General features: G+C 40.4%; 17 protein-coding genes, 3 tRNA genes and 1 other RNA gene. 19 read left to right on the top strand and 2 right to left on the bottom strand.

Annotated elements, in window-relative coordinates; translation table 11 throughout:
- Positions 1-165 precede the first annotated feature (165 nt).
- The 12 genes from HT721_RS05210 (at position 166) to sufB (ending at position 9,775) form a co-directional block, all read left to right on the top strand.
- Positions 166-396, top strand: coding sequence for a DUF2969 domain-containing protein (locus HT721_RS05210; RefSeq protein WP_000037115.1), 231 nt, complete (start codon positions 166-168; stop codon positions 394-396).
- Between the two features lie 49 nt (positions 397-445).
- Positions 446-526 (top strand) — tRNA-Tyr (locus HT721_RS05205).
- A gap of 9 nt (positions 527-535) precedes the next feature.
- Positions 536-607: transfer RNA gene (locus HT721_RS05200), tRNA-Gln, on the top strand.
- A gap of 161 nt (positions 608-768) precedes the next feature.
- On the top strand, positions 769-1,971 hold the full coding sequence (gene rpsA, locus HT721_RS05195; RefSeq protein WP_001001633.1) for a 30S ribosomal protein S1: 1,203 nt from the start codon (positions 769-771) through the stop codon (positions 1,969-1,971).
- A gap of 85 nt (positions 1,972-2,056) precedes the next feature.
- Positions 2,057-2,554 (top strand): GAF domain-containing protein, encoded by a 498-nt coding sequence (locus HT721_RS05190; protein WP_000920161.1) that lies wholly within the window; start codon positions 2,057-2,059, stop codon positions 2,552-2,554.
- Complete coding sequence (dnaX, locus tag HT721_RS05185; protein ID WP_000283774.1) at positions 2,554-4,209, top strand: DNA polymerase III subunit gamma/tau; 1,656 nt, start codon at positions 2,554-2,556, stop codon at positions 4,207-4,209. The genes HT721_RS05190 and dnaX overlap by 1 nt, the downstream gene beginning before the upstream one ends.
- 27 nt (positions 4,210-4,236) lie before the next feature.
- Complete coding sequence (locus tag HT721_RS05180; protein WP_001041547.1) at positions 4,237-4,431, top strand: DUF3272 domain-containing protein; 195 nt, start codon at positions 4,237-4,239, stop codon at positions 4,429-4,431.
- A gap of 149 nt (positions 4,432-4,580) precedes the next feature.
- Positions 4,581-5,351: a Fe-S cluster assembly ATPase SufC gene (gene sufC, locus HT721_RS05175; protein ID WP_000114489.1), complete on the top strand. Its 771-nt coding sequence runs from the start codon at positions 4,581-4,583 to the stop codon at positions 5,349-5,351.
- 27 nt (positions 5,352-5,378) lie between these two features.
- The gene (gene sufD / locus HT721_RS05170) at positions 5,379-6,641 is read left to right on the top strand and encodes a Fe-S cluster assembly protein SufD (RefSeq protein ID WP_000159658.1); all 1,263 of its coding nucleotides are present in this window, start codon (positions 5,379-5,381) and stop codon (positions 6,639-6,641) included.
- A gap of 10 nt (positions 6,642-6,651) precedes the next feature.
- Entirely contained in the window at positions 6,652-7,878 is a 1,227-nt protein-coding gene (locus HT721_RS05165) for a cysteine desulfurase (RefSeq protein ID WP_173214242.1), read from the top strand.
- A complete protein-coding gene (sufU, locus tag HT721_RS05160; protein WP_173214244.1) occupies positions 7,865-8,305 on the top strand; it encodes a Fe-S cluster assembly sulfur transfer protein SufU in 441 nt (146 codons plus the stop codon). Before HT721_RS05165 ends, sufU begins: the two co-directional genes overlap by 14 nt.
- Positions 8,306-8,362: 57 nt before the next feature.
- Entirely contained in the window at positions 8,363-9,775 is a 1,413-nt protein-coding gene (gene sufB / locus HT721_RS05155) for a Fe-S cluster assembly protein SufB (protein ID WP_000797050.1), read from the top strand.
- Between the two features lie 84 nt (positions 9,776-9,859).
- Here sufB and pbp3 read toward each other — a convergent pair whose 3' ends face one another.
- Entirely contained in the window at positions 9,860-11,101 is a 1,242-nt protein-coding gene (pbp3, locus tag HT721_RS05150; RefSeq protein ID WP_173214246.1) for a D-alanyl-D-alanine carboxypeptidase PBP3, read from the bottom strand.
- Positions 11,102-11,203: 102 nt separating this feature from the next.
- On the opposite strand from pbp3, the gene cozE reads away from it, so the two are divergent.
- From cozE to HT721_RS05135, 3 genes are all read left to right on the top strand, one after another.
- Complete coding sequence (gene cozE / locus HT721_RS05145) at positions 11,204-12,313, top strand: cell elongation protein CozE (RefSeq protein ID WP_050079225.1); 1,110 nt, start codon at positions 11,204-11,206, stop codon at positions 12,311-12,313.
- 540 nt (positions 12,314-12,853) lie between these two features.
- Positions 12,854-13,201: a transfer-messenger RNA gene (gene ssrA / locus HT721_RS05140) on the top strand.
- 420 nt (positions 13,202-13,621) lie between these two features.
- Positions 13,622-14,956, top strand: a complete 1,335-nt coding sequence (locus HT721_RS05135; protein WP_000094595.1) for an Nramp family divalent metal transporter — start codon at positions 13,622-13,624, stop codon at positions 14,954-14,956.
- Positions 14,957-15,034: 78 nt separating this feature from the next.
- Here the strand turns inward: HT721_RS05135 and HT721_RS05130 are convergent.
- Positions 15,035-15,122, bottom strand: a tRNA-Ser gene (locus HT721_RS05130).
- Between the two features lie 161 nt (positions 15,123-15,283).
- On the opposite strand from HT721_RS05130, the gene HT721_RS05125 reads away from it, so the two are divergent.
- From HT721_RS05125 to HT721_RS05110, 4 genes are all read left to right on the top strand, one after another.
- Positions 15,284-16,024, top strand: coding sequence for a DeoR/GlpR family DNA-binding transcription regulator (locus HT721_RS05125; RefSeq protein ID WP_173229206.1), 741 nt, complete (start codon positions 15,284-15,286; stop codon positions 16,022-16,024).
- A complete protein-coding gene (gene pfkB, locus HT721_RS05120; protein WP_173229204.1) occupies positions 16,021-16,932 on the top strand; it encodes a 1-phosphofructokinase in 912 nt (303 codons plus the stop codon). Before HT721_RS05125 ends, pfkB begins: the two co-directional genes overlap by 4 nt.
- On the top strand, positions 16,929-18,881 hold the full coding sequence (locus tag HT721_RS05115) for a fructose-specific PTS transporter subunit EIIC (protein ID WP_173229202.1): 1,953 nt from the start codon (positions 16,929-16,931) through the stop codon (positions 18,879-18,881). Before pfkB ends, HT721_RS05115 begins: the two co-directional genes overlap by 4 nt.
- 88 nt (positions 18,882-18,969) lie before the next feature.
- Positions 18,970-21,273, top strand: coding sequence for a DNA translocase FtsK (locus HT721_RS05110; RefSeq protein ID WP_345890479.1), 2,304 nt, complete (start codon positions 18,970-18,972; stop codon positions 21,271-21,273).
- Positions 21,274-21,289: the final 16 nt, after the last annotated feature.

Below are 21,289 nucleotides of genomic sequence, written 5' to 3'. Positions count from 1 at the left end.
ACCTAAAAAGGATAGTCAATTATGCTTGTTTACTAACTATTAGCTATACTAAATCGATTGATGTTGTTTACATAAAACTCTATGTCAGACAAGCCTGATATAGAGTTTTTTCTTGCTAGTTTTAGGATTTTCTTGTAAAATAGAAAAAGTGAAGAGAGGTATGAAATGAGCAAGAAAGATAAAAAAATCGAAATTCAAGTAGCAGATGCCAAAGTTAATGTAGGAAAAGACAGTTTTGAAGGCTATACCTTGACCATTGGTAAAAAAGTTATCGGAGAAATTGCCGAATTAGATGGACAATTGGCCATCATAAAGAATGGGAATGTCGATAGTTTTTATAAAAAATTGGAAAAAGCTGTGGAAATTTTGATTGAAAATTATAATTTAGCAAAATAAGTCTTGTTTTTTTGAAATTTTCATGATATAATAGTCCATGTTGATTGTAGGAGAGATAGCGAAGAGGCTAAACGCGGCGGACTGTAAATCCGCTCCTTCGGGTTCGGGGGTTCGAATCCCTCTCTCTCCATTTCATCAATGGGGTATAGCCAAGCGGTAAGGCAAGGGACTTTGACTCCCTCATGCGTTGGTTCGAATCCAGCTACCCCAGTTCTTAGGTAATAATCAAGATAAAAAGCAAAATATCTTAGGGTATTTTATTTTTATAATTGAAAGACGTGAATGATATGAACATGTCCTTGCGGGTGCTTAGGAAAAAAATTATAAGTATGTCAAGTTTAAGAAAAACTTGATTGTTGGAGGATTTTTTAGATGAACGAATTTGAAGATTTGCTAAATAGCGTTAGCCAAGTTGAGACTGGTGATGTTGTTAGTGCTGAAGTATTGACAGTTGATGCGACTCAAGCTAACGTTGCAATCTCTGGAACTGGTGTTGAAGGTGTCTTGACTCTTCGCGAATTGACAAACGATCGCGATGCAGATATCAATGACTTTGTTAAAGTAGGAGAAGTATTGGATGTTCTTGTACTTCGTCAAGTAGTTGGTAAAGATACTGATACAGTTACATACCTTGTATCTAAAAAACGCCTTGAAGCTCGCAAAGCATGGGACAAACTTGTTGGTCGCGAAGAAGAAGTTGTTACTGTTAAAGGAACTCGTGCCGTTAAAGGTGGACTTTCAGTAGAATTTGAAGGTGTTCGTGGATTTATCCCAGCTTCAATGTTGGATACTCGTTTCGTACGTAACACTGAGCGTTTTGTAGGTCAAGAATTTGATGCTAAAATCAAAGAAGTTGACGCTAAAGAAAACCGCTTCATCCTTTCACGTCGTGAAGTTGTTGAAGCAGCTACAGCAGCAGCTCGCGCTGAAGTATTCGGTAAATTGGCTGTTGGTGATGTTGTAACTGGTAAAGTTGCGCGTATCACAAGCTTCGGTGCCTTCATCGACCTTGGTGGTGTTGACGGATTGGTTCACTTGACTGAATTGTCACACGAACGTAACGTATCACCAAAATCAGTTGTAACTGTTGGTGAAGAAATTGAAGTTAAAATCCTTGATCTTAACGAAGAAGAAGGGCGTGTATCACTTTCACTTAAAGCAACAACACCTGGACCATGGGATGGCGTTGAGCAAAAATTGGCTAAAGGTGATGTAGTAGAAGGAACAGTTAAACGTTTGACTGACTTCGGTGCATTTGTTGAAGTATTGCCAGGTATCGATGGACTTGTTCACGTATCACAAATTTCACACAAACGTATTGAAAATCCCAAAGAAGCTCTTAAAGTTGGTCAAGAAGTTCAAGTTAAAGTTCTTGAAGTTAACGCAGATGCAGAGCGCGTATCACTTTCTATCAAAGCTCTTGAAGAGCGTCCATCTCAAGAAGAAGGACAAAAAGAAGAAAAACGTGCTGCTCGTCCACGTCGTCCAAAACGTCAAGAAAAACGTGATTTCGAACTTCCAGAAACACAAACAGGATTCTCAATGGCTGATTTGTTTGGTGATATCGAACTTTAATCAAATTGAAAATTCACAAAATCCTTTGTTTACTAAACAAGGGATTTTTCTTTTGTCTCTGCTCCTTTTTTGATATAATAGTTCTATGTTAAAATCAGAAAAACAATCACGTTATCAAATGTTAAATGAAGAATTGTCCTTCCTATTGGAAGGCGAGACCAATGTTTTGGCTAATCTTTCCAACGCCAGTGCTCTCATAAAATCACGTTTTCCTAATACTGTATTTGCAGGTTTTTATTTGTTCGATGGAAAGGAATTGGTTTTAGGTCCCTTCCAAGGAGGTGTTTCCTGTATCCGTATTGCACTGGGAAAAGGTGTTTGTGGGGAGGCAGCTCATTTTCAGGAAACAGTCCTGGTTGGTGATGTAAGTACCTATCCAAACTATATTTCTTGTGACAGTCTAGCTAAAAGTGAAATTGTGATGCCGATGATGAAGAATGGTCAGTTACTTGGAGTTCTGGATCTGGATTCTTCAGAGATTGAGGATTACGATGCTATGGATCGAGATTATTTGGAACAATTTGTCGCTATTTTGCTTGAAAAGACGGAATGGGACTTTACAATGTTTGGGGAAAAATCTTAATGTATCAAGCACTTTATCGAAAATATAGAAGTCAAAACTTCTCCCAGTTGGTTGGTCAAGAAGTTGTGGCTAAGACTCTTAAACAAGCAGTAGAACAAGAGAAAATAAGTCATGCCTATCTTTTTTCTGGTCCACGTGGAACAGGAAAAACCAGTGTAGCTAAGATTTTTGCCAAAGCTATGAACTGTCCCAATCAAGTGGGTGGCGAACCTTGCAATAACTGCTATATTTGTCAGGCAGTGACGGACGGTAGTTTAGAAGATGTCATTGAAATGGATGCAGCCTCTAATAATGGGGTGGATGAAATCCGTGAAATTCGTGATAAATCTACCTATGCCCCTAGTCTTGCTCGTTATAAGGTTTATATCATAGACGAGGTTCACATGCTGTCTACAGGGGCTTTTAATGCTCTCCTAAAGACGCTGGAAGAGCCAACACAGAATGTAGTCTTTATTTTGGCCACTACTGAATTGCACAAGATTCCTGCGACTATTCTATCCCGTGTGCAACGTTTTGAATTTAAATCAATTAAGACACAGGATATTAAGGAACATATCCACTATATCTTAGAAAAAGAAAATATTAGTTCTGAACCAGAGGCTGTGGAAATCATTGCCAGACAGGCGGAAGGTGGAATGCGGGATGCCTTGTCTATTTTGGATCAAGCTCTGAGTTTGACACAGGGAAATGAATTGACGACTGCCATCTCTGAAGAAATTACTGGCACCATTAGCCTATCAGCCTTGGATGATTATGTGGCTGCCTTGTCTCAACAGGATGTTACCAAGGCCTTGTCTTGCTTAAATCTTCTTTTTGATAATGGTAAGAGCATGACTCGTTTTGTGACCGACCTTTTGCACTATTTAAGAGACTTGTTAATTGTTCAAACAGGGGGAGAAAACACTCATCATAGTCCAGTCTTTGTAGAAAATTTGGCACTTCCTCAGGAAAATCTGTTTGAAATGATTCGCTTAGCGACAGTGAGTTTAGCAGATATTAAGTCTAGTTTGCAGCCCAAGATTTATGCTGAAATGATGACCATTCGTTTAGCGGAAATTAAGCCTGAACCAGCTCTTTCAGGGGCGGTTGAACATGAAATTGCTACGCTGAGACAAGAAGTGATACGTCTCAAACAAGAACTCGCCAATGTGGGAACTGTACCCAAGCCAACGAGTTCAGCTCCTAGTCGCCCAGCAACAGGCAAGACAGTCTATCGTGTGGATCGCAATAAAGTTCAATCTATCTTACAAGAGGCCGTTGAAAATCCTGATTTAGCACGTCAAAATCTGATTCGTTTGCAGAATGCCTGGGGAGAGGTGATCGAAAGTCTAGGTGGGCCGGACAAGGCCCTTCTAGTCGGATCTCAACCAGTTGCAGCCAATGAACACCATGCCATTCTTGCTTTTGAATCTAACTTCAATGCTGGTCAAACCATGAAACGAGACAATCTCAACACCATGTTTGGCAACATCCTCAGTCAAGCAGCAGGTTTTTCACCTGAGATTTTAGCTATTTCCATGGAGGAATGGAAAGAAGTTCGCGCAGCCTTTTCAGCCAAAGCCAAATCTTCTCAAACTGAAAAAGAAGCAGAAGAAAGCCTGATTCCAGAAGGATTTGAATTTTTGGCTGATAAAGTGAAGGTAGAGGAAGACTAAAGAAAGAATTCATGATACAATAAGTTTATGAATAAACAACAATTTATTATTATGGCGCTGTTTACAGCTGCTGAGACCTATTTTTTCAATGAAGCCTGGATGACTGGCCGCTATATTATGGCAGCCTTTTGGGCTATTTTGCTCTTTAGAAATTTCCGAGTCAGTTATGTGATGGGCAAAATCGTTGATGTCATCGATCAGCATTTTAATAGGAAAGACTAGCCCTCAGCTTCCAGACAAAATCAAAGCCTTTTAGGCTTTTTTTTGTTATACTATAAAAGTATATTTATAGACCTTTTACTCTATTTCTGGGGAAATCAGACGTTTTTCTAGTAAGTACTGTAAAAGTCTTGAAAAAGAAAGGAACTATCATGTCAGTATTAGAGATCAAAGATCTTCACGTTGAGATTGAAGGAAAAGAAATTTTAAAAGGGGTTAACCTGACCCTGAAAACAGGTGAAATTGCCGCTATCATGGGACCAAATGGTACAGGTAAATCGACTCTTTCTGCGGCTATCATGGGAAATCCAAACTATGAAGTAACTAAAGGTGAAGTTTTGTTTGATGGCGTAAACATCCTTGAGTTGGAAGTTGACGAGCGTGCGCGTATGGGACTTTTCCTTGCTATGCAATACCCATCAGAAATTCCTGGTATTACTAACGCTGAGTTTCTTCGTGCAGCTATGAATGCTGGTAAAGAAGATGATGAAAAGATTTCAGTTCGCGAGTTTATCACTAAGCTAGATGAAAAAATGGAATTGCTCAACATGAAAGAAGAAATGGCAGAGCGTTACCTCAACGAAGGTTTCTCTGGTGGTGAGAAAAAACGTAATGAAATTCTTCAACTTTTGATGTTGGAGCCAACATTTGCCCTTTTGGATGAGATTGACTCTGGTCTTGATATTGATGCTCTTAAAGTTGTTTCTAAAGGTGTGAATGCTATGCGTGGTGAAGGCTTTGGTGCTATGATTATCACTCACTACCAACGTCTTTTGAACTACATCACACCAGACGTGGTACACGTCATGATGGAAGGTCGTGTTGTCCTTTCTGGTGGTCCAGAATTGGCTGCGCGTTTGGAACGTGAAGGATACGCAAAACTAGCTGAAGAACTTGGCTATGACTACAAGGAAGAATTGTAATTCCCTCGTATCTTTTAGGAGAAGTAAATGACTAAAGAAAATATTAAACTTTTTTCAGAAATGCACGCTGAACCAAGCTGGTTGGCTGACCTCCGTCAAAAAGCTTTTGATAAAATCGAGAGTTTGGAATTACCAGTCATTGAGCGTGTCAAATTCCACCGTTGGAATCTGGGAGATGGAACGATTACAGAAAGTGAGCCATCAGCAAATGTTCCAGATTTCACTGCACTAGATAACCACTTGAAGTTGGTGCAAGTAGGAACTCAAACTGTTTTTGAGCAAACTCCAGTTGAGTTGGCTGAACAGGGTGTTGTCTTTACAGACTTCCATTCAGCTTTAGAAGAAATTCCAGAGCTGATCGAAGAATTCTTCATGTCATCTGTTAAGTATGACGATGATAAGTTGGCGGCCTACCACACAGCTTACTTTAACAGTGGAGCTGTTCTCTATATTCCTGATAACGTGGAAATTGCTGAACCAATCGAAGGGATTTTCTATCAAGACAGCGATAGCGATGTGCCGTTTAACAAGCATATTATGATTATCGCTGGTAAAAATTCTAAGATTAGTTATCTGGAACGTTTAGAGTCACGCGGTGAAGGAAGTGCCAAAGCAACTGCTAATATCACAGTAGAAGTGATTGCACGTTCTGGAGCTCAAGTGAAGTTTGCTGCGATCGACCGTCTAGGTGAAAACGTCACTGCTTACATTAGCCGTCGTGGTAAATTAGGTAACGATGCAAGCATTGACTGGGCAATCGGTGTCATGAACGAAGGGAACGTCGTTGCTGACTTTGATAGTGACTTAATTGGTAACGGTAGCCATGCAGACCTTAAGGTCGTAGCTCTTTCAAGTGGCCGTCAGGTACAAGGTATTGATACTCGAGTGACTAACTATGGTTGCAACTCAATCGGAAATATCCTACAACATGGAGTTATTCTTGAAAAAGCAACCTTAACCTTCAATGGTATTGGCCACATTATCAAGGGTGCCAAGGGAGCAGATGCCCAACAAGAAAGTCGTGTTCTCATGCTTTCAGACCAAGCGCGTTCAGATGCTAACCCAATTCTTTTGATTGATGAAAATGACGTAACTGCAGGACACGCGGCTTCTATCGGTCAGGTAGACCCAGAAGATATGTACTACCTCATGAGTCGTGGTTTGGACAAGGCAACTGCAGAACGCTTGGTTGTCCGTGGTTTCCTTGGATCCGTTATCGTTGAGATTCCAGTCAAGGAAGTTCGTGATGAAATGATTGCAACTATCGAAGAAAAATTGTCAAAACGCTAAGGGGTAGCCTATGTTAGATGTAGAAGTGATTCGCAAGGATTTTCCAATTTTAGACCAGATTGTTAATGATGAACCATTGGTTTATTTGGACAATGCTGCGACGACACAAAAACCACTAGCAGTTCTGGAAACGATTAACCGCTATTATGAGCAGGACAATGCCAATGTTCATCGTGGGGTTCATACCTTGGCGGAGCGGGCGACTGCTTCCTATGAAGCTGCTCGTGAAACCATTCGTAAGTTTATCAATGCAGGGTCTACAAAGGAAGTTCTCTTTACTAGAGGAACGACAACCAGTCTTAATTGGGTAGCGCGCTTTGCAGAGGAAGTCTTGACTGAGGGAGACCAGGTTTTGATTTCCGTCATGGAACACCATTCCAATATCATTCCTTGGCAGGAAGCCTGCCGTAAGACTGGAGCGGAGCTTGTCTATGTCTATCTCAAGGATGGAGCTCTGGATATGGATGATTTGCGAGCTAAATTGACTGATAGAGTCAAGTTTGTCTCCCTAGCTCATGCATCAAATGTCCTTGGTGTGGTCAATCCGATTAAAGAAATCACTAAAATGGCCCACCAAGTTGGAGCTATCATGGTGGTGGATGGTGCTCAATCTACGCCTCATATGAAGATTGATGTTCAGGACTTGGGTGTGGACTTCTTTGCCTTTTCAGGTCACAAGATGGCTGGTCCAACTGGTATCGGTGTTCTTTACGGCAAAGAAAAGTATCTGGAGCAAATGTCACCCCTTGAATTTGGTGGTGAGATGATTGATTTCGTTTATGAACAATCTGCTAGTTGGAAGGAATTGCCTTGGAAATTCGAGGCTGGAACTCCTAACATGGCTGGTGCAATCGGACTTGCTGCCGCAGTGGATTATCTGGAAAAGATTGGTATGGATGTCATTGAAGCCCATGAACAGGAATTGATCGCCTACGTATTTCCAAAATTGCAGGCAATTGAAGGACTGACCATTTATGGTTCACAGGACTTGGCTCAACGTTCAGGTGTCATTGCTTTTAACCTAGGCGACCTTCATCCTCACGACCTTGCAACGGCTTTGGATTATGAAGGTGTGGCAGTTCGTGCGGGTCACCACTGTGCGCAACCCTTGCTCCAGTATTTGGATGTTCCAGCAACAGCTCGTGCAAGTTTTTATATCTACAATACCAAGGAAGATTGCGACAAGCTAGTCGATGCCTTACAAAAGACAAAGGAGTTTTTCAATGGCACTTTCTAAACTAGATAGCCTTTATATGGCAGTGGTAGCGGACCATTCGAAAAATCCACATCATCAAGGAAAGTTGGAAGATGCTGAACAAATCAGTCTCAACAATCCGACCTGTGGCGATGTCATCAATCTCTCTGTCAAGTTTGATGCAGATGACTGTTTGGAAAATATCGCTTTTCTAAACTCAGGTTGTACCATCTCAACTGCCTCTGCAAGCATGATGACAGATGCTGTTTTGGGCAAGACCAAGCAAGAAATTTTAGAACTTGCGACTATTTTTTCTGAAATGGTTCAAGGACAAAAAGATGAACGCCAAGACCAACTAGGCGATGCAGCTTTTTTGTCAGGTGTTGCCAAATTTCCGCAACGAATCAAATGTGCAACCCTAGCTTGGAACGCCCTTAAGAAAACAATCGAAAATCAAGAAAACAACTAAGACAAGTTTCTTTTGTCTTATGAATCAGTAGAAATGAAGAATGAAAGAAAGGATATTATGGCTGAAGAAAGAGTAGAACCAAAACCAATTGACCTTGGTGAATATAAATTTGGTTTCCATGATGATGTAGAGCCTGTCCTATCGACAGGAAAAGGATTGAATGAAGATGTCATTCGTGAACTATCAGCTGCTAAGGGAGAACCTGAGTGGATGTTAGAATTCCGTTTGAAGTCTTATGAAACCTTCAAAAAAATGCCTATGCAAACTTGGGGAGCAGACTTGTCAGAGATTGACTTTGATGACTTGATCTACTACCAAAAACCATCTGATAAGCCAGCCCGTTCTTGGGATGACGTTCCTGAAAAAATCAAAGAAACCTTTGAACGTATTGGGATTCCGGAAGCTGAGCGTGCCTATCTAGCAGGTGCCTCTGCCCAGTATGAGTCAGAAGTGGTTTACCACAACATGAAGGAAGAGTTCCAGAAATTGGGGATTATCTTTACAGATACAGATTCTGCCCTCAAGGAATACCCAGACTTGTTTAAACAATACTTTGCCAAGTTGGTACCGCCAACAGATAACAAATTAGCTGCCCTCAACTCAGCAGTATGGTCTGGTGGAACCTTTATCTACGTACCAAAAGGTGTCAAGGTAGATATTCCACTTCAAACTTACTTCCGTATCAACAACGAAAATACTGGTCAGTTTGAACGTACCTTGATTATCGTTGATGAGGGAGCAAGTGTCCATTACGTAGAAGGATGTACAGCGCCAACTTATTCAAGTAACAGCTTGCATGCGGCCATCGTAGAAATCTTTGCCTTGGATGGAGCTTATATGCGTTATACGACTATCCAAAACTGGTCTGATAACGTCTATAACTTGGTAACCAAACGTGCTAAAGCTCAAAAGGATGCCACTGTTGAGTGGATTGATGGTAACTTGGGTGCTAAAACAACCATGAAATATCCATCTGTTTACCTTGATGGAGAAGGGGCGCGTGGTACCATGCTTTCGATTGCCTTTGCCAATGCTGGGCAACACCAAGATACGGGTGCTAAGATGATCCACAATGCTCCACATACTAGCTCGTCTATTGTGTCTAAATCCATCGCTAAAGGCGGAGGAAAGGTTGACTACCGTGGACAGGTAACCTTTAACAAAAACTCTAAGAAGTCTGTTTCTCACATCGAGTGTGATACCATTATCATGGATGACTTGTCAGCATCAGATACCATTCCGTTTAATGAAATTCACAACTCGCAAGTAGCTTTGGAACACGAAGCTAAGGTATCTAAGATTTCTGAAGAACAACTCTATTATCTCATGAGCCGTGGATTGTCAGAATCTGAGGCAACTGAGATGATTGTTATGGGATTTGTAGAACCCTTCACAAAAGAGCTTCCAATGGAATATGCTGTTGAGCTAAACCGCTTGATTAGCTATGAGATGGAAGGATCAGTTGGGTAAAATTTGATTTTAGATATACTCAAAATCAAGGACTTTGAAGATGAATTTGTAATAAAAAAATCGCGATTTTAAACCGCGATTTTTTTATAATTTCTCATTAACAAATCGGATAAACTGATTCCACCAAACTTTTAAGAAGAAGGCTTTTTCAACATTCTTTTCTGCTACCATTTCGAAACTAGGGCGCTCTGTGGTGATGTAACCTTGACCGATCAAGTCCTTGTCTTCGTAAGTCAGATGGCCAACCACTGTTCCAGCTTCAAGTGGTGCTGGGATTGTTTTAGAATCGGGAGTGAATTGAACAGATTGGGAAGATTGGTTCCCAACACGTTCAATTAGATAGATATCCTCTGGGGCCACTGCAGTGACCGTATCTTCTTTTCCATCTTGTACAGGGGCTTTGCTATCTTGATAGGCATCGCCTTGCTGAACGATTTTGCGAAGTGTAAATGTAGAAGAAATATAATCCATTAGTGAAGATGTAGCTGTAAATCGAGCGTAAGGATTATTGTCTTGATGATCTGCATTTAAAACAACTGTGATGACTCTCATGCCTTTTTCGACAGTAGTACCAACAAAAGACTCTCCAGCCTTATCTGTTGTTCCTGTTTTTAGCCCATCAAAACCACCACGGTAAGCAGGCATACCTTCTAACATGTAGTTGGTTGAAGTGATTGTCATCCCAGCAAAAGTAGAAGAAGGTTTTTTGGTGATTTCTAAGACTTGTGGGTATTTTTTGATGAGGTTGCGGGCAACGATGGCAACATCATAAGCACTGAGCTTATTTTCATCATCTTTATTAGATCCTGGGTAAATGTTATCCCCTAGAGTCTCATTGTTAAGACCAGTTGTATTGACAACCGTGGCATCATTGATTCCCCATTCCAGGAGTTTGGCACGCATCATATCGACGAAGTCTTTCTCTGAGCCAGCAATTTTCTCAGCTAGGGCAATAGCGGCACTGTTGGCACTAGATACCAGAGTTGCTTCAAGCAACTCTTCGACAGTATAATTACGGGCCTCCATAGGAACATTACTGGCTTCAGAATTTGTCGTCAATTGATAAGGATAATCAGAAATATCTACTGGGGTGGATAGTGTGATACTTCCATTTTCCAGAGCTTCATAGACTAGATAAACAGTAATCAATTTTGTTATGGAAGCAATTTCGACAGGTTGCGTTGCATCCTTCTCATAGAGAATTTTACCAGTATTTGCCTCAACAGCAATGGCATGTTTTGCAGCAATATTAAAATCTTGAGCAGCAACAGTAGAAGCACCTCCTAAAAGGGAGACAGTTAATAAAGTTAAAAATATTTTTTTCATAGTAGTCTTATTCTATCATAAAGAAAAAAAATATTCTTGCTTTAATAATTCATCCGTTAAGCTTTTTGAAAATATGGTAAAATAGAGTGAGGGAGGTAACTCATGTTTCGTAGAAATAAATTATTTTTTTGGACCACAGAAATTTTACTCTTAACAATCATCTTTTACCTATGGAGACAGATGGGGTCTTTGATTAACCCTTTTGTTAGCGTGCTTAATACAATTATGATTCCATTTTTATTAGGGGGCTTTCTTTATTATTTGACAAACCCTATTGTTACTTTCTTAAATAAAGTCTGTAAACTCAATCGTTTGCTTGGTATTTTAATTACCTTGTGTGCTTTGGTCTGGGGAATGGTCATAGGTGTTGTCTATCTCTTACCTATTTTGATTAATCAGTTATCTAGCTTGATTATATCTAGTCAAACTATTTATAGTCGAGTACAAGACTTAATCATAGACTTATCTAATTATCCTGCGCTCCAGAATTTGGATGTAGAAGCTACAATTCAGCAGTTAAACTTATCCTATGTTGATATTCTTCAGAATATCCTAAATAGCGTATCAAATAGTGTGGGGAGCGTCTTGTCAGCTCTTATCAGTACTGTTTTGATTTTGATTATGACTCCGGTTTTTTTGGTTTATTTCCTATTAGATGGACATAAATTCTTGCCCATGCTTGAAAGAACGATTCTAAAGAGGGATCGCTTGCATATTGCAGGTCTCTTAAAGAATTTAAATGCGACGATTGCTCGCTATATTAGTGGAGTTTCGATTGACGCAATCATTATAGGTTGTTTGGCTTATATTGGCTATAGTATTATTGGTTTAAAATATGCTTTAGTTTTTGCTATTTTTTCTGGTGTAGCCAATTTAATTCCTTATGTGGGGCCAAGTATTGGTTTGATTCCTATGATCATCGCAAATATATTCACTGATCCCCATAGAATGCTGATTGCAGTGATTTATATGCTTGTTGTTCAGCAGGTAGATGGTAATATCTTATATCCTCGAATCGTAGGAAGTGTTATGAAGGTTCATCCAATCACGATTTTGGTTTTACTTTTGTTGTCAAGCAATATCTATGGTGTAGTTGGAATGATTGTCGCAGTGCCGACCTATTCTATCTTAAAAGAAATTTCTAAGTTCTTATCCCGTTTGTATGAAAATCATAAAATAATGAAAGAACGAGAAAGAGAATTAGCTAAGTAAAACTCAGGAGAACCCTGATTTTTCTTTACTGGAAGTGGCCTTTAGATTAGAAGATTGAAAATAAGTTAAAGTCCTAAACTAATTTTCACAGCTAAGAATAGTAGAAGTTAATCTGATAAAAATCGAAAAACCAGTGGAATTCCGTGTCAGGATAAGTTCCACTGGTTTTCATAGTCTATTAAAGTTTGAATGGAACCTATTTATTTTAGTTTAATAAGTGAAAATTATTCCGAATAATATAAGGATTTATTTTATAGTTTTTAAACTCAAATGAATTGAAACAAAGAGAGTAGGAAAATTCTCATCTGAAAGTATTTTAGAATAATTTTCTTAGTGAATTTCTTCAAAACAGATAGCTTTATCTTAGGTATGTGTTAATTGGATTTTGTAAACTCTATTCACAATCGTAAAGTTATGCACTGAGAAAGTTGTAGTTAGTCTCCCAGTTTGCTAAATTTCTCGAATAGTATCTTTTTTAGGTACGTGATTTCCTTTTTGCATTTTTGTGTTAGATAAGGTATAATGGTTTTATTGTCTTTTGGGGTCGTTACGGATTCGACAGGCATTATGAGGCATATTTTGCGACTCGTGTGGCGACGTAAACGCTCAGTTAAATATAACTGCAAAAAATAACACTTCTTACGCTCTAGCTGCCTAAAAACCAGCAGGCGTGACCCGATTTGGATTGCTCGTGTTCAATGACAGGTCTTATTATTAGCGAGATACGATCAAGTCTCGTCTAGCGGCTTGATAAGAGATTGATAGACTCGCAGTTTCTAGGCTTGAGTTATGTGTCGAGGGACTGTTAAACTAATACATAACCTATGGTTGTAGACAAATATGTTGGCAGGTGTTTGGACGTGGGTTCGACTCCCACCGGCTCCATTGATAATTTACATTGTTTTGTAAATCTTTCTAAAACGTTGTTTTTACAACGTTTTTTATTTTATTCTTTGGTATTCTTTTGCAAAAAAAGAATACAACATTTTGTTGTATCCTAAATATTAAATCAAGTCCTGAATTTTCTTAAGTTTTTATCATATTTTCTGTTATAATTAAGGTGCCTTAAGAAAAATAATGAAAAAACTAAATGTTTTTCATATAGTTTTCATTTTTTGTGTTATAATTAAGGTGCCTTAAGAAAAATATTAATGTGCCTTAAGAAAAATATTAATGTGCCTTAAGAAAAATAATGAAAAAACTAAATGTTTTTCATATAGTTTTCATTGTTTTAATAGTTTAAAGTCAATCTTATTTTTCTCTAATAGAAAATAATGAAAAAGTAGGTTTAGAAAGAGGTAAGTATCTATGTCTTCTCATAAAAAAGTGTCACTCTCTGAGATTAATCAATCTATCGATACTCCAAATAACAATCATTTCTGGCAAAATTTAAAGGCCTTTTTAGGTCCGGGTGCTCTTGTCGCAGTTGGTTATATGGATCCAGGAAACTGGATTACCAGTGTAGTCGGTGGTGCTTCCTATAAGTATAGTCTCTTGTTTGTTATCTTGATTTCATCTCTCATTGCCATGCAACTTCAGCAGATGGCAGGAAAGCTTGGTATTGTAACCCAGATGGACCTGGCTCAAGCAACGGCTCATCATTCACCTAAATGGCTTCGTTATAGTCTATGGGTGATTTTAGAATTAGCCTTGATGGCGACAGATCTGGCAGAAGTTCTAGGTTCAGCGATTGCTCTCAATCTTCTCTTTAAGATTCCGATTATGATAGCCATCCTCTTGACCGTGTTGGATGTTTTTCTCTTATTGCTTCTGATGAAATTTGGCTTTAAGAAGATTGAAGCTATTGTGACAACACTGATTTTAACCATTCTAGCAATTTTTACCTATCTTGTAGCCTTGTCACATCCAAGCTTCCAAGGAATCGTTGAGGGTTATCTACCGAATGCAACCTTATTTGAAAGTCCTTTGCCAGGGCATGAAAGTCAATTAACCTTGGCACTAGGGATCGTGGGAGCAACTGTTATGCCTCATAACCTCTATTTGCATTCATCCTTGTCACAGACTCGTAAAATCAATCACAAGGACAAAAATGATGTTCGAAAAGCCGTACGCTTTATGACCTGGGATTCTAATCTCGAGTTATCCTTGGCCTTTGTCGTTAACTCCCTTCTTTTGATCTTAGGAGCGGCTCTCTTTTTCGGCCATGCATCCGAGATTTCTGCCTTCTCTCAAATGTATAATGCCTTGCAGGATTCTACTATTGCAGGAGCTATAGCTAGCTCGACCTTATCAACCTTGTTTGCCTTGGCTTTATTAGCCAGTGGTCAGAATTCGACAATTACGGGTACCTTGACTGGACAAATCGTTATGGAAGGTTTCTTGCATATGAGATTGCCTCAATGGTTCATTCGTTTGGCGACTCGCCTCTTTGCCTTGCTACCTGTCATGATAGTTGCAGTTCTGTTTGGTCATCAGGAAAAAACCTTGGATCAGTTATTGGTCTATTCACAGGTCTTTCTTTCAATCGCTCTTCCGTTTTCAATCTTCCCTTTGATTTATTTAACTTCTAAGAAATCACTGATGGGCGAATTTACCAATGCTAAATGGAATACCATCCTTGGTTATATTGTTTCCATTATCTTAACAATTCTCAATGTGAAATTGTTATTTGATATTTTCTAAGAAATTCACCCGAGTTATAAAACAAGCATATAAGAAAAAAGATACCCAAGATTTCTTGGGTATCTTTTTTAAAATAAACGGAAGACATGGGATTCGAACCCACGCACGCTGTTACACGCCTACCGCGTTTCCAACACGGCCTCTTAAGCCTCTTGAGTAATCTTCCAATACTTACTCCAATAGTCTACCATAAAGGCTCTTATCTTGCAATAAAAATTCTGGAAATAAGAAAAATGATAGAATTTGAAAGAAAATGATAAAAAATGCTTGACTTTGAAATAAAGTATGATAGAATGAATAGTGTAAACAATAACAGGAGGTGATTCGGTGTTAAAAACAGAGCGGAAGCAACTGATTTTAGAGGAGTTAAATCAACATCGTGTAGTTTCTCTAGAAAAATTAGTTAGTTTGCTAGAAACGTCAGAATCAACGGTTCGAAGAGACTTGGATGAGTTGGAGGTAGAAAACAAGCTTCGTCGCGTGCATGGTGGAGCAGAATTGCCCCACTCCTTGCAGGAAGAAGAAACCATTCAAGAAAAATCTGTCAAAAACCTTCAAGAGAAGAAGTTGCTGGCTCAGAAAGCAGCCTCTCTTATCAAGGAACAAGATGTCATCTTTATCGATGCTGGAACAACGACAGCCTTTTTAATTCATGAATTGGTCAATAAGAATGTTACAGTTGTGACCAACTCCATTCACCATGCAGCTCAGTTGGTTGAAAAGCAGATTCCAACTGTCATGGTTGGAGGAAGTGTCAAGATGGCGACAGATGCGAGCATCGGGGGCGTTGCTCTTAACCAGATTAACCAATTGCACTTTGACCGTGCCTTTATCGGGATGAATGGTGTGGACGATGGCTATTATACGACTCCTGATATGGAGGAGGGAGCTGTGAAGCGTGCTATTTTAGAGAATGCCAAACAGACCTATGTCTTGGTGGATTCGTCTAAGATTGGACAAACTTGCTTTGCAAAGGTAGCACCACTCAAACGCGCTATTGTTATCACAAGTCAAGGGCATGATCTCTTGCAGGTTATTAAGGAGAAAACGGAGGTAATAGAAGTATGATTTATACAGTCACACTCAATCCATCCATTGACTATATCGTTCGTTTGGACCAAGTCCAAGTCGGTAGTGTCAATCGAATGGATAGTGATGATAAGTTTGCTGGAGGGAAAGGAATCAATGTCAGTCGTGTCTTGAAACGCTTGGATATTCCCAATACAGCAACTGGATTTATCGGAGGTTTTACTGGTAAATTTATCACAGATACTTTGGCAGAGGAAGAAATCGAGACACGTTTTGTCCAAGTAGCAGAAGATACTCGCATCAATGTCAAGATTAAAGCAGACCAAGAAACAGAAATCAACGGGACTGGTCCAAATGTGGAACCAGCTCAGCTAGAAGAATTGAAAGCTATTTTATCTAGTTTGACTGCAGAAGATACAGTTGTCTTTGCTGGTTCAAGTGCTAAAAATCTAGGCAATGTTATCTACAAGGATTTGATTGCCTTGACGCGCCAGACGGGTGCGCAAGTCGTTTGTGATTTTGAAGGACAGACCTTGATTGATAGTTTGGACTATCAGCCACTTTTGGTCAAACCAAACAATCATGAACTTGGAGCTATTTTTGGGGTTGAACTCGATAGTTTAGATGAAATTGAAAAATATGCTCGAGAGTTACTGGTTAAGGGTGCTCAAAACGTCATTATCTCTATGGCTGGTGACGGTGCTCTTCTTGTCACATCTGAGGGAGCTTATTTCGCTAAACCAATCAAAGGAACAGTCAAAAATTCTGTCGGAGCTGGCGATTCTATGGTCGCTGGATTTACAGGTGAATTTGTCAAATCAAAAGACGCAGTAGAAGCCTTCAAATGGGGAGTGGCTTGTGGAACGGCAACGACCTTCTCTGATGACTTGGCAACAGCAGAATTTATTAAAGAAACATATGAAAAAGTTGAGGTAGAAAAAAGATGAAAATTCAAGACCTATTGAGAAAAGATGTTATGTTGCTGGATTTGCAGGCAACTGAAAAAACTGCTGTCATCGAAGAGATGATTAAAAGCTTGGTAGACCACGGTTATGTAACAGATTTTGAAACCTTTAAAGAAGGAATTTTGGCGCGTGAAGCTCTCACTTCTACTGGTTTGGGTGACGGAATTGCTATGCCTCACAGTAAGAACTCTGCTGTCAAAGAAGCGACTGTTCTCTTTGCCAAGTCAAACAAGGGTGTTGACTACGAGAGCTTGGATGGACAAGCAACTGACCTCTTCTTTATGATTGCGGCTCCAGAAGGTGCCAATGATACTCACTTGGCTGCCTTGGCAGAATTGTCTCAATATTTGATGAAAGACGGTTTTGCTGACAAACTTCGTCAAGTAACATCAGCTGATCAAGTCATTGACCTCTTTGACCAAGCTTCAGAAAAAGCTCAAGAACCAGTTCAAGCTCCTGTAAATGAATCTGGTGACTTTATCGTAGCAGTTACAGCTTGTACAACAGGAATTGCCCACACATACATGGCCCAAGAAGCCCTTCAAAAAGTGGCTGCTGAAATGGGTGTTGGAATTAAGGTTGAAACCAACGGTGCCAGTGGTGTTGGTAACCAACTAACTGCGGAAGACATTCGTAAGGCTAAAGCTGTTATCATCGCAGCAGACAAGGCCGTTGAAATGGATCGATTTGATGGAAAACCATTGATCAATCGTCCAGTTGCTGACGGTATCCGTAAGACAGAAGAGTTGATCAACTTGGCTCTTTCTGGGGATGCTGAAATCTACCGTGCTGCAAACGGTGCAAAAGCTGCAACAGCCTCTAACGAAAAACAAAGCCTTGGTGGTGCCTTCTACAAACACTTGATGAGTGGTGTCTCTCAAATGTTGCCATTCGTTATCGGTGGTGGTATCATGATTGCCCTTGCCTTCTTGATTGACGGTGCTTTGGGTGTTCCAAATGAAAACCTTGGTAATCTTGGTTCTTACCATGAACTAGCTTCTATGTTCATGAAAATTGGGGGAGCTGCCTTTGGTTTGATGCTTCCAGTCTTTGCAGGTTATGTTGCCTACTCTATTGCTGAAAAACCAGGTTTGGTAGCAGGTTTCGTGGCTGGTGCTATTGCTAAAGAAGGTTTTGCCTTTGGTAAAATTCCTTATGCTGCAGGTGGTGAAGCAACTTCAACTCTTGCAGGTGTCTCATCTGGTTTCCTAGGTGCTCTTGTGGGTGGATTTATAGCAGGTGCTTTGGTTCTTGCTATCAAGAAATACGTTAAAGTTCCTCGTTCACTTGAAGGTGCTAAATCAATCCTTCTCTTACCACTTCTTGGAACAATCTTGACTGGATTTGTTATGCTAGCTGTTAACATCCCAATGGCAGCAATCAACACAGCTATGAATGATTTCCTTGGCGGTCTTGGAGGCGGTTCAGCTGTCCTTCTCGGTATCGTTCTTGGAGGAATGATGGCTGTCGATATGGGTGGACCAGTCAATAAAGCAGCTTATGTCTTTGGTACAGGTACGCTTGCAGCAACTGTTTCTTCAGGTGGTTCTGTGGCTATGGCAGCAGTTATGGCTGGAGGAATGGTGCCACCACTTGCAATCTTTGTCGCAACTCTTCTTTTCAAAGATAAATTTACCAAGGAAGAACGCAACTCTGGTTTGACGAATATCATCATGGGCTTGTCATTTATCACTGAGGGAGCGATTCCATTTGGTGCCGCTGACCCAGCTCGTGCGATTCCAAGCTTCATCCTTGGTTCGGCAGTAGCAGGTGGACTCGTTGGTCTTACTGGTATCAAACTCATGGCGCCACACGGAGGAATCTTCGTTATCGCCCTTACTTCAAATGCCCTCCTTTACCTTGTTTCTGTCTTGGTAGGAGCAATCGTAAGTGGTGTGGTCTATGGTTACCTACGCAAACCTCAAGCATAAAACTTAGATATAAAATGAAAAGATTGGACTGTTTGATCCAGTCTTTTTCTCTTTCCGAAATGACTGTGAAATATGGTATAATAGAAGAATGGCAAACAAGAATACAAGTAAAACAAGACGGAGACCGTCTAAAGCAGAACTCGAAAGAAAAGAAGCGATTCAACGAATGTTGATTTCGTTGGGAATCGCGCTTTTATTGATTTTCGCAGCCTTCAAATTAGGGGCTGCAGGTATCACTTTTTACAATTTAATTCGCTTGCTGGTGGGGAGTCTAGCTTATCTGGCAATATTTGCCCTCTTGATCTATCTCTTCTTTTTCAAGTGGATACGAAAACAGGAAGGTCTCCTATCTGGCTTTTTCATTATATTTGCAGGCTTGCTCCTGATTTTTGAGGCCTACTTGGTTTGGAAATATGGCTTGGACAAGTCGGTCTTAAAAGGAACTATGGCTCAGGTTGTGACTGATTTGACTGGTTTTCGAACAACCAGTTTTGCTGGAGGGGGCTTGATTGGAGTTGGCCTCTATATGCCAACCGCCTTTCTCTTTTCAAATATCGGCACTTATTTTATTGGTTCTATTTTGATTTTAGCAGGCGCTCTCCTAATCAGTCCTTGGTCTGTTTATGATATTGCTGAATTTTTCAGTAGAGGCTTTGCCAAATGGCGAGAAGGACATGAGCGTCGAAAAGAGGAACGCTTTGTCAAACAAGAAGAAAAAGCTCGTCAAAAGGCTGAGGAAGAGGCTAGATTAGAACAAGAAGCGGCTGAAAAAGCCTTACTCGATTTGCCTCCTGTTGATATGGAAACGGGTGAAATTCTGATAGAGGAAGCTATTCAGGAGCTTCCAACTATTCCAGAAGAGGAGTGGGTGGAACCAGAAATCATCCTACCTCAAGCTGGACTTGAATTTCCTGAACAGGAAGATGGCTCTGATGATGAAGATGTTCAGGTCGATTTTTCAGCCAAGGAGGCTCTTGAATACAAACTTCCAAGCTTACAACTCTTTGCTCCAGATAAACCCAAGGACCAGTCTAAAGAGAAGAAAATCGTCCGAGAAAATATCAAAATCCTAGAAGAAACCTTTGCTAGCTTTGGTATCAAGGTAACAGTTGAACGGGCTGAAATTGGACCATCAGTGACCAAGTATGAAGTCAAGCCAGCAGTGGGTGTAAGGGTTAACCGCATTTCCAATCTAGCAGATGACCTCGCTCTAGCCTTGGCGGCCAAGGATGTCCGAATCGAAGCACCTATCCCAGGGAAATCTTTAGTGGGAATTGAAGTACCTAACTCTGAGATTGCGACTGTATCCTTCCGCGAACTATGGGAACAATCTCAAACAAAAGCAGAAAATCTGTTGGAAATTCCTTTAGGGAAGGCTGTTAATGGCACTGCAAGAGCTTTTGACCTTTCCAAAATGCCCCACTTGCTCGTCGCAGGTTCAACGGGATCAGGGAAGTCAGTAGCTGTTAATGGCATTATTGCTAGCATTCTGATGAAAGCGAGACCCGATCAAGTTAAATTTATGATGGTCGATCCCAAGATGGTTGAGTTGTCTGTTTACAATGACATTCCCCACCTCTTGATTCCAGTTGTGACCAATCCACGCAAAGCCAGTAAGGCTCTGCAAAAGGTTGTGGATGAGATGGAAAATCGTTATGAACTCTTTGCCAAGGTAGGAGTTCGGAACATTGCAGGTTTTAATGCCAAGGTAGAAGAATTCAATGCCCAGTCTGAGTACAAGCAAATTCCGCTACCGCTCATTGTCGTGATTGTGGATGAGTTGGCTGATCTCATGATGGTGGCCAGCAAGGAAGTGGAAGATGCTATTATCCGTCTTGGACAGAAGGCGCGTGCTGCCGGTATCCACATGATTCTTGCAACTCAGCGCCCATCTGTTGACGTCATATCTGGTTTGATTAAGGCTAACGTCCCATCTCGTGTCGCTTTCGCAGTTTCATCAGGGACAGATTCCCGTACTATTTTAGATGAAAATGGAGCAGAAAAACTACTTGGTCGAGGAGACATGCTCTTTAAACCGATTGATGAAAATCATCCAGTTCGTCTACAAGGCTCCTTTATATCGGATGACGATGTCGAACGCATCGTAAACTTCATTAAGGCTCAGGCAGATGCGGACTACGATGAGAGTTTTGATCCAGGTGAGGTTTCTGAAAATGATGGAGAATTTTCAGATGGTGACTCTGGTGGTGACCCGCTCTTTGAAGAAGCCAAGGCTTTGGTTATCGAGACCCAGAAAGCCAGCGCATCTATGATTCAGCGTCGTTTGTCAGTTGGATTTAACCGTGCGACCCGTCTCATGGAAGAGCTTGAGATAGCGGGTGTCATTGGTCCAGCTGAAGGTACCAAGCCAAGAAAAGTTTTACAACAATAAAAAAATAGCTTCTTTC

Origin of the sequence: Streptococcus sp. 4094 (genome assembly GCF_013277125.1) — a bacterium.
GTDB lineage: Bacteria > Bacillota > Bacilli > Lactobacillales > Streptococcaceae > Streptococcus.
Note: the sequence above shows the minus strand (reverse complement) of the source record. Positions and strands in the feature narration are given on the sequence as shown.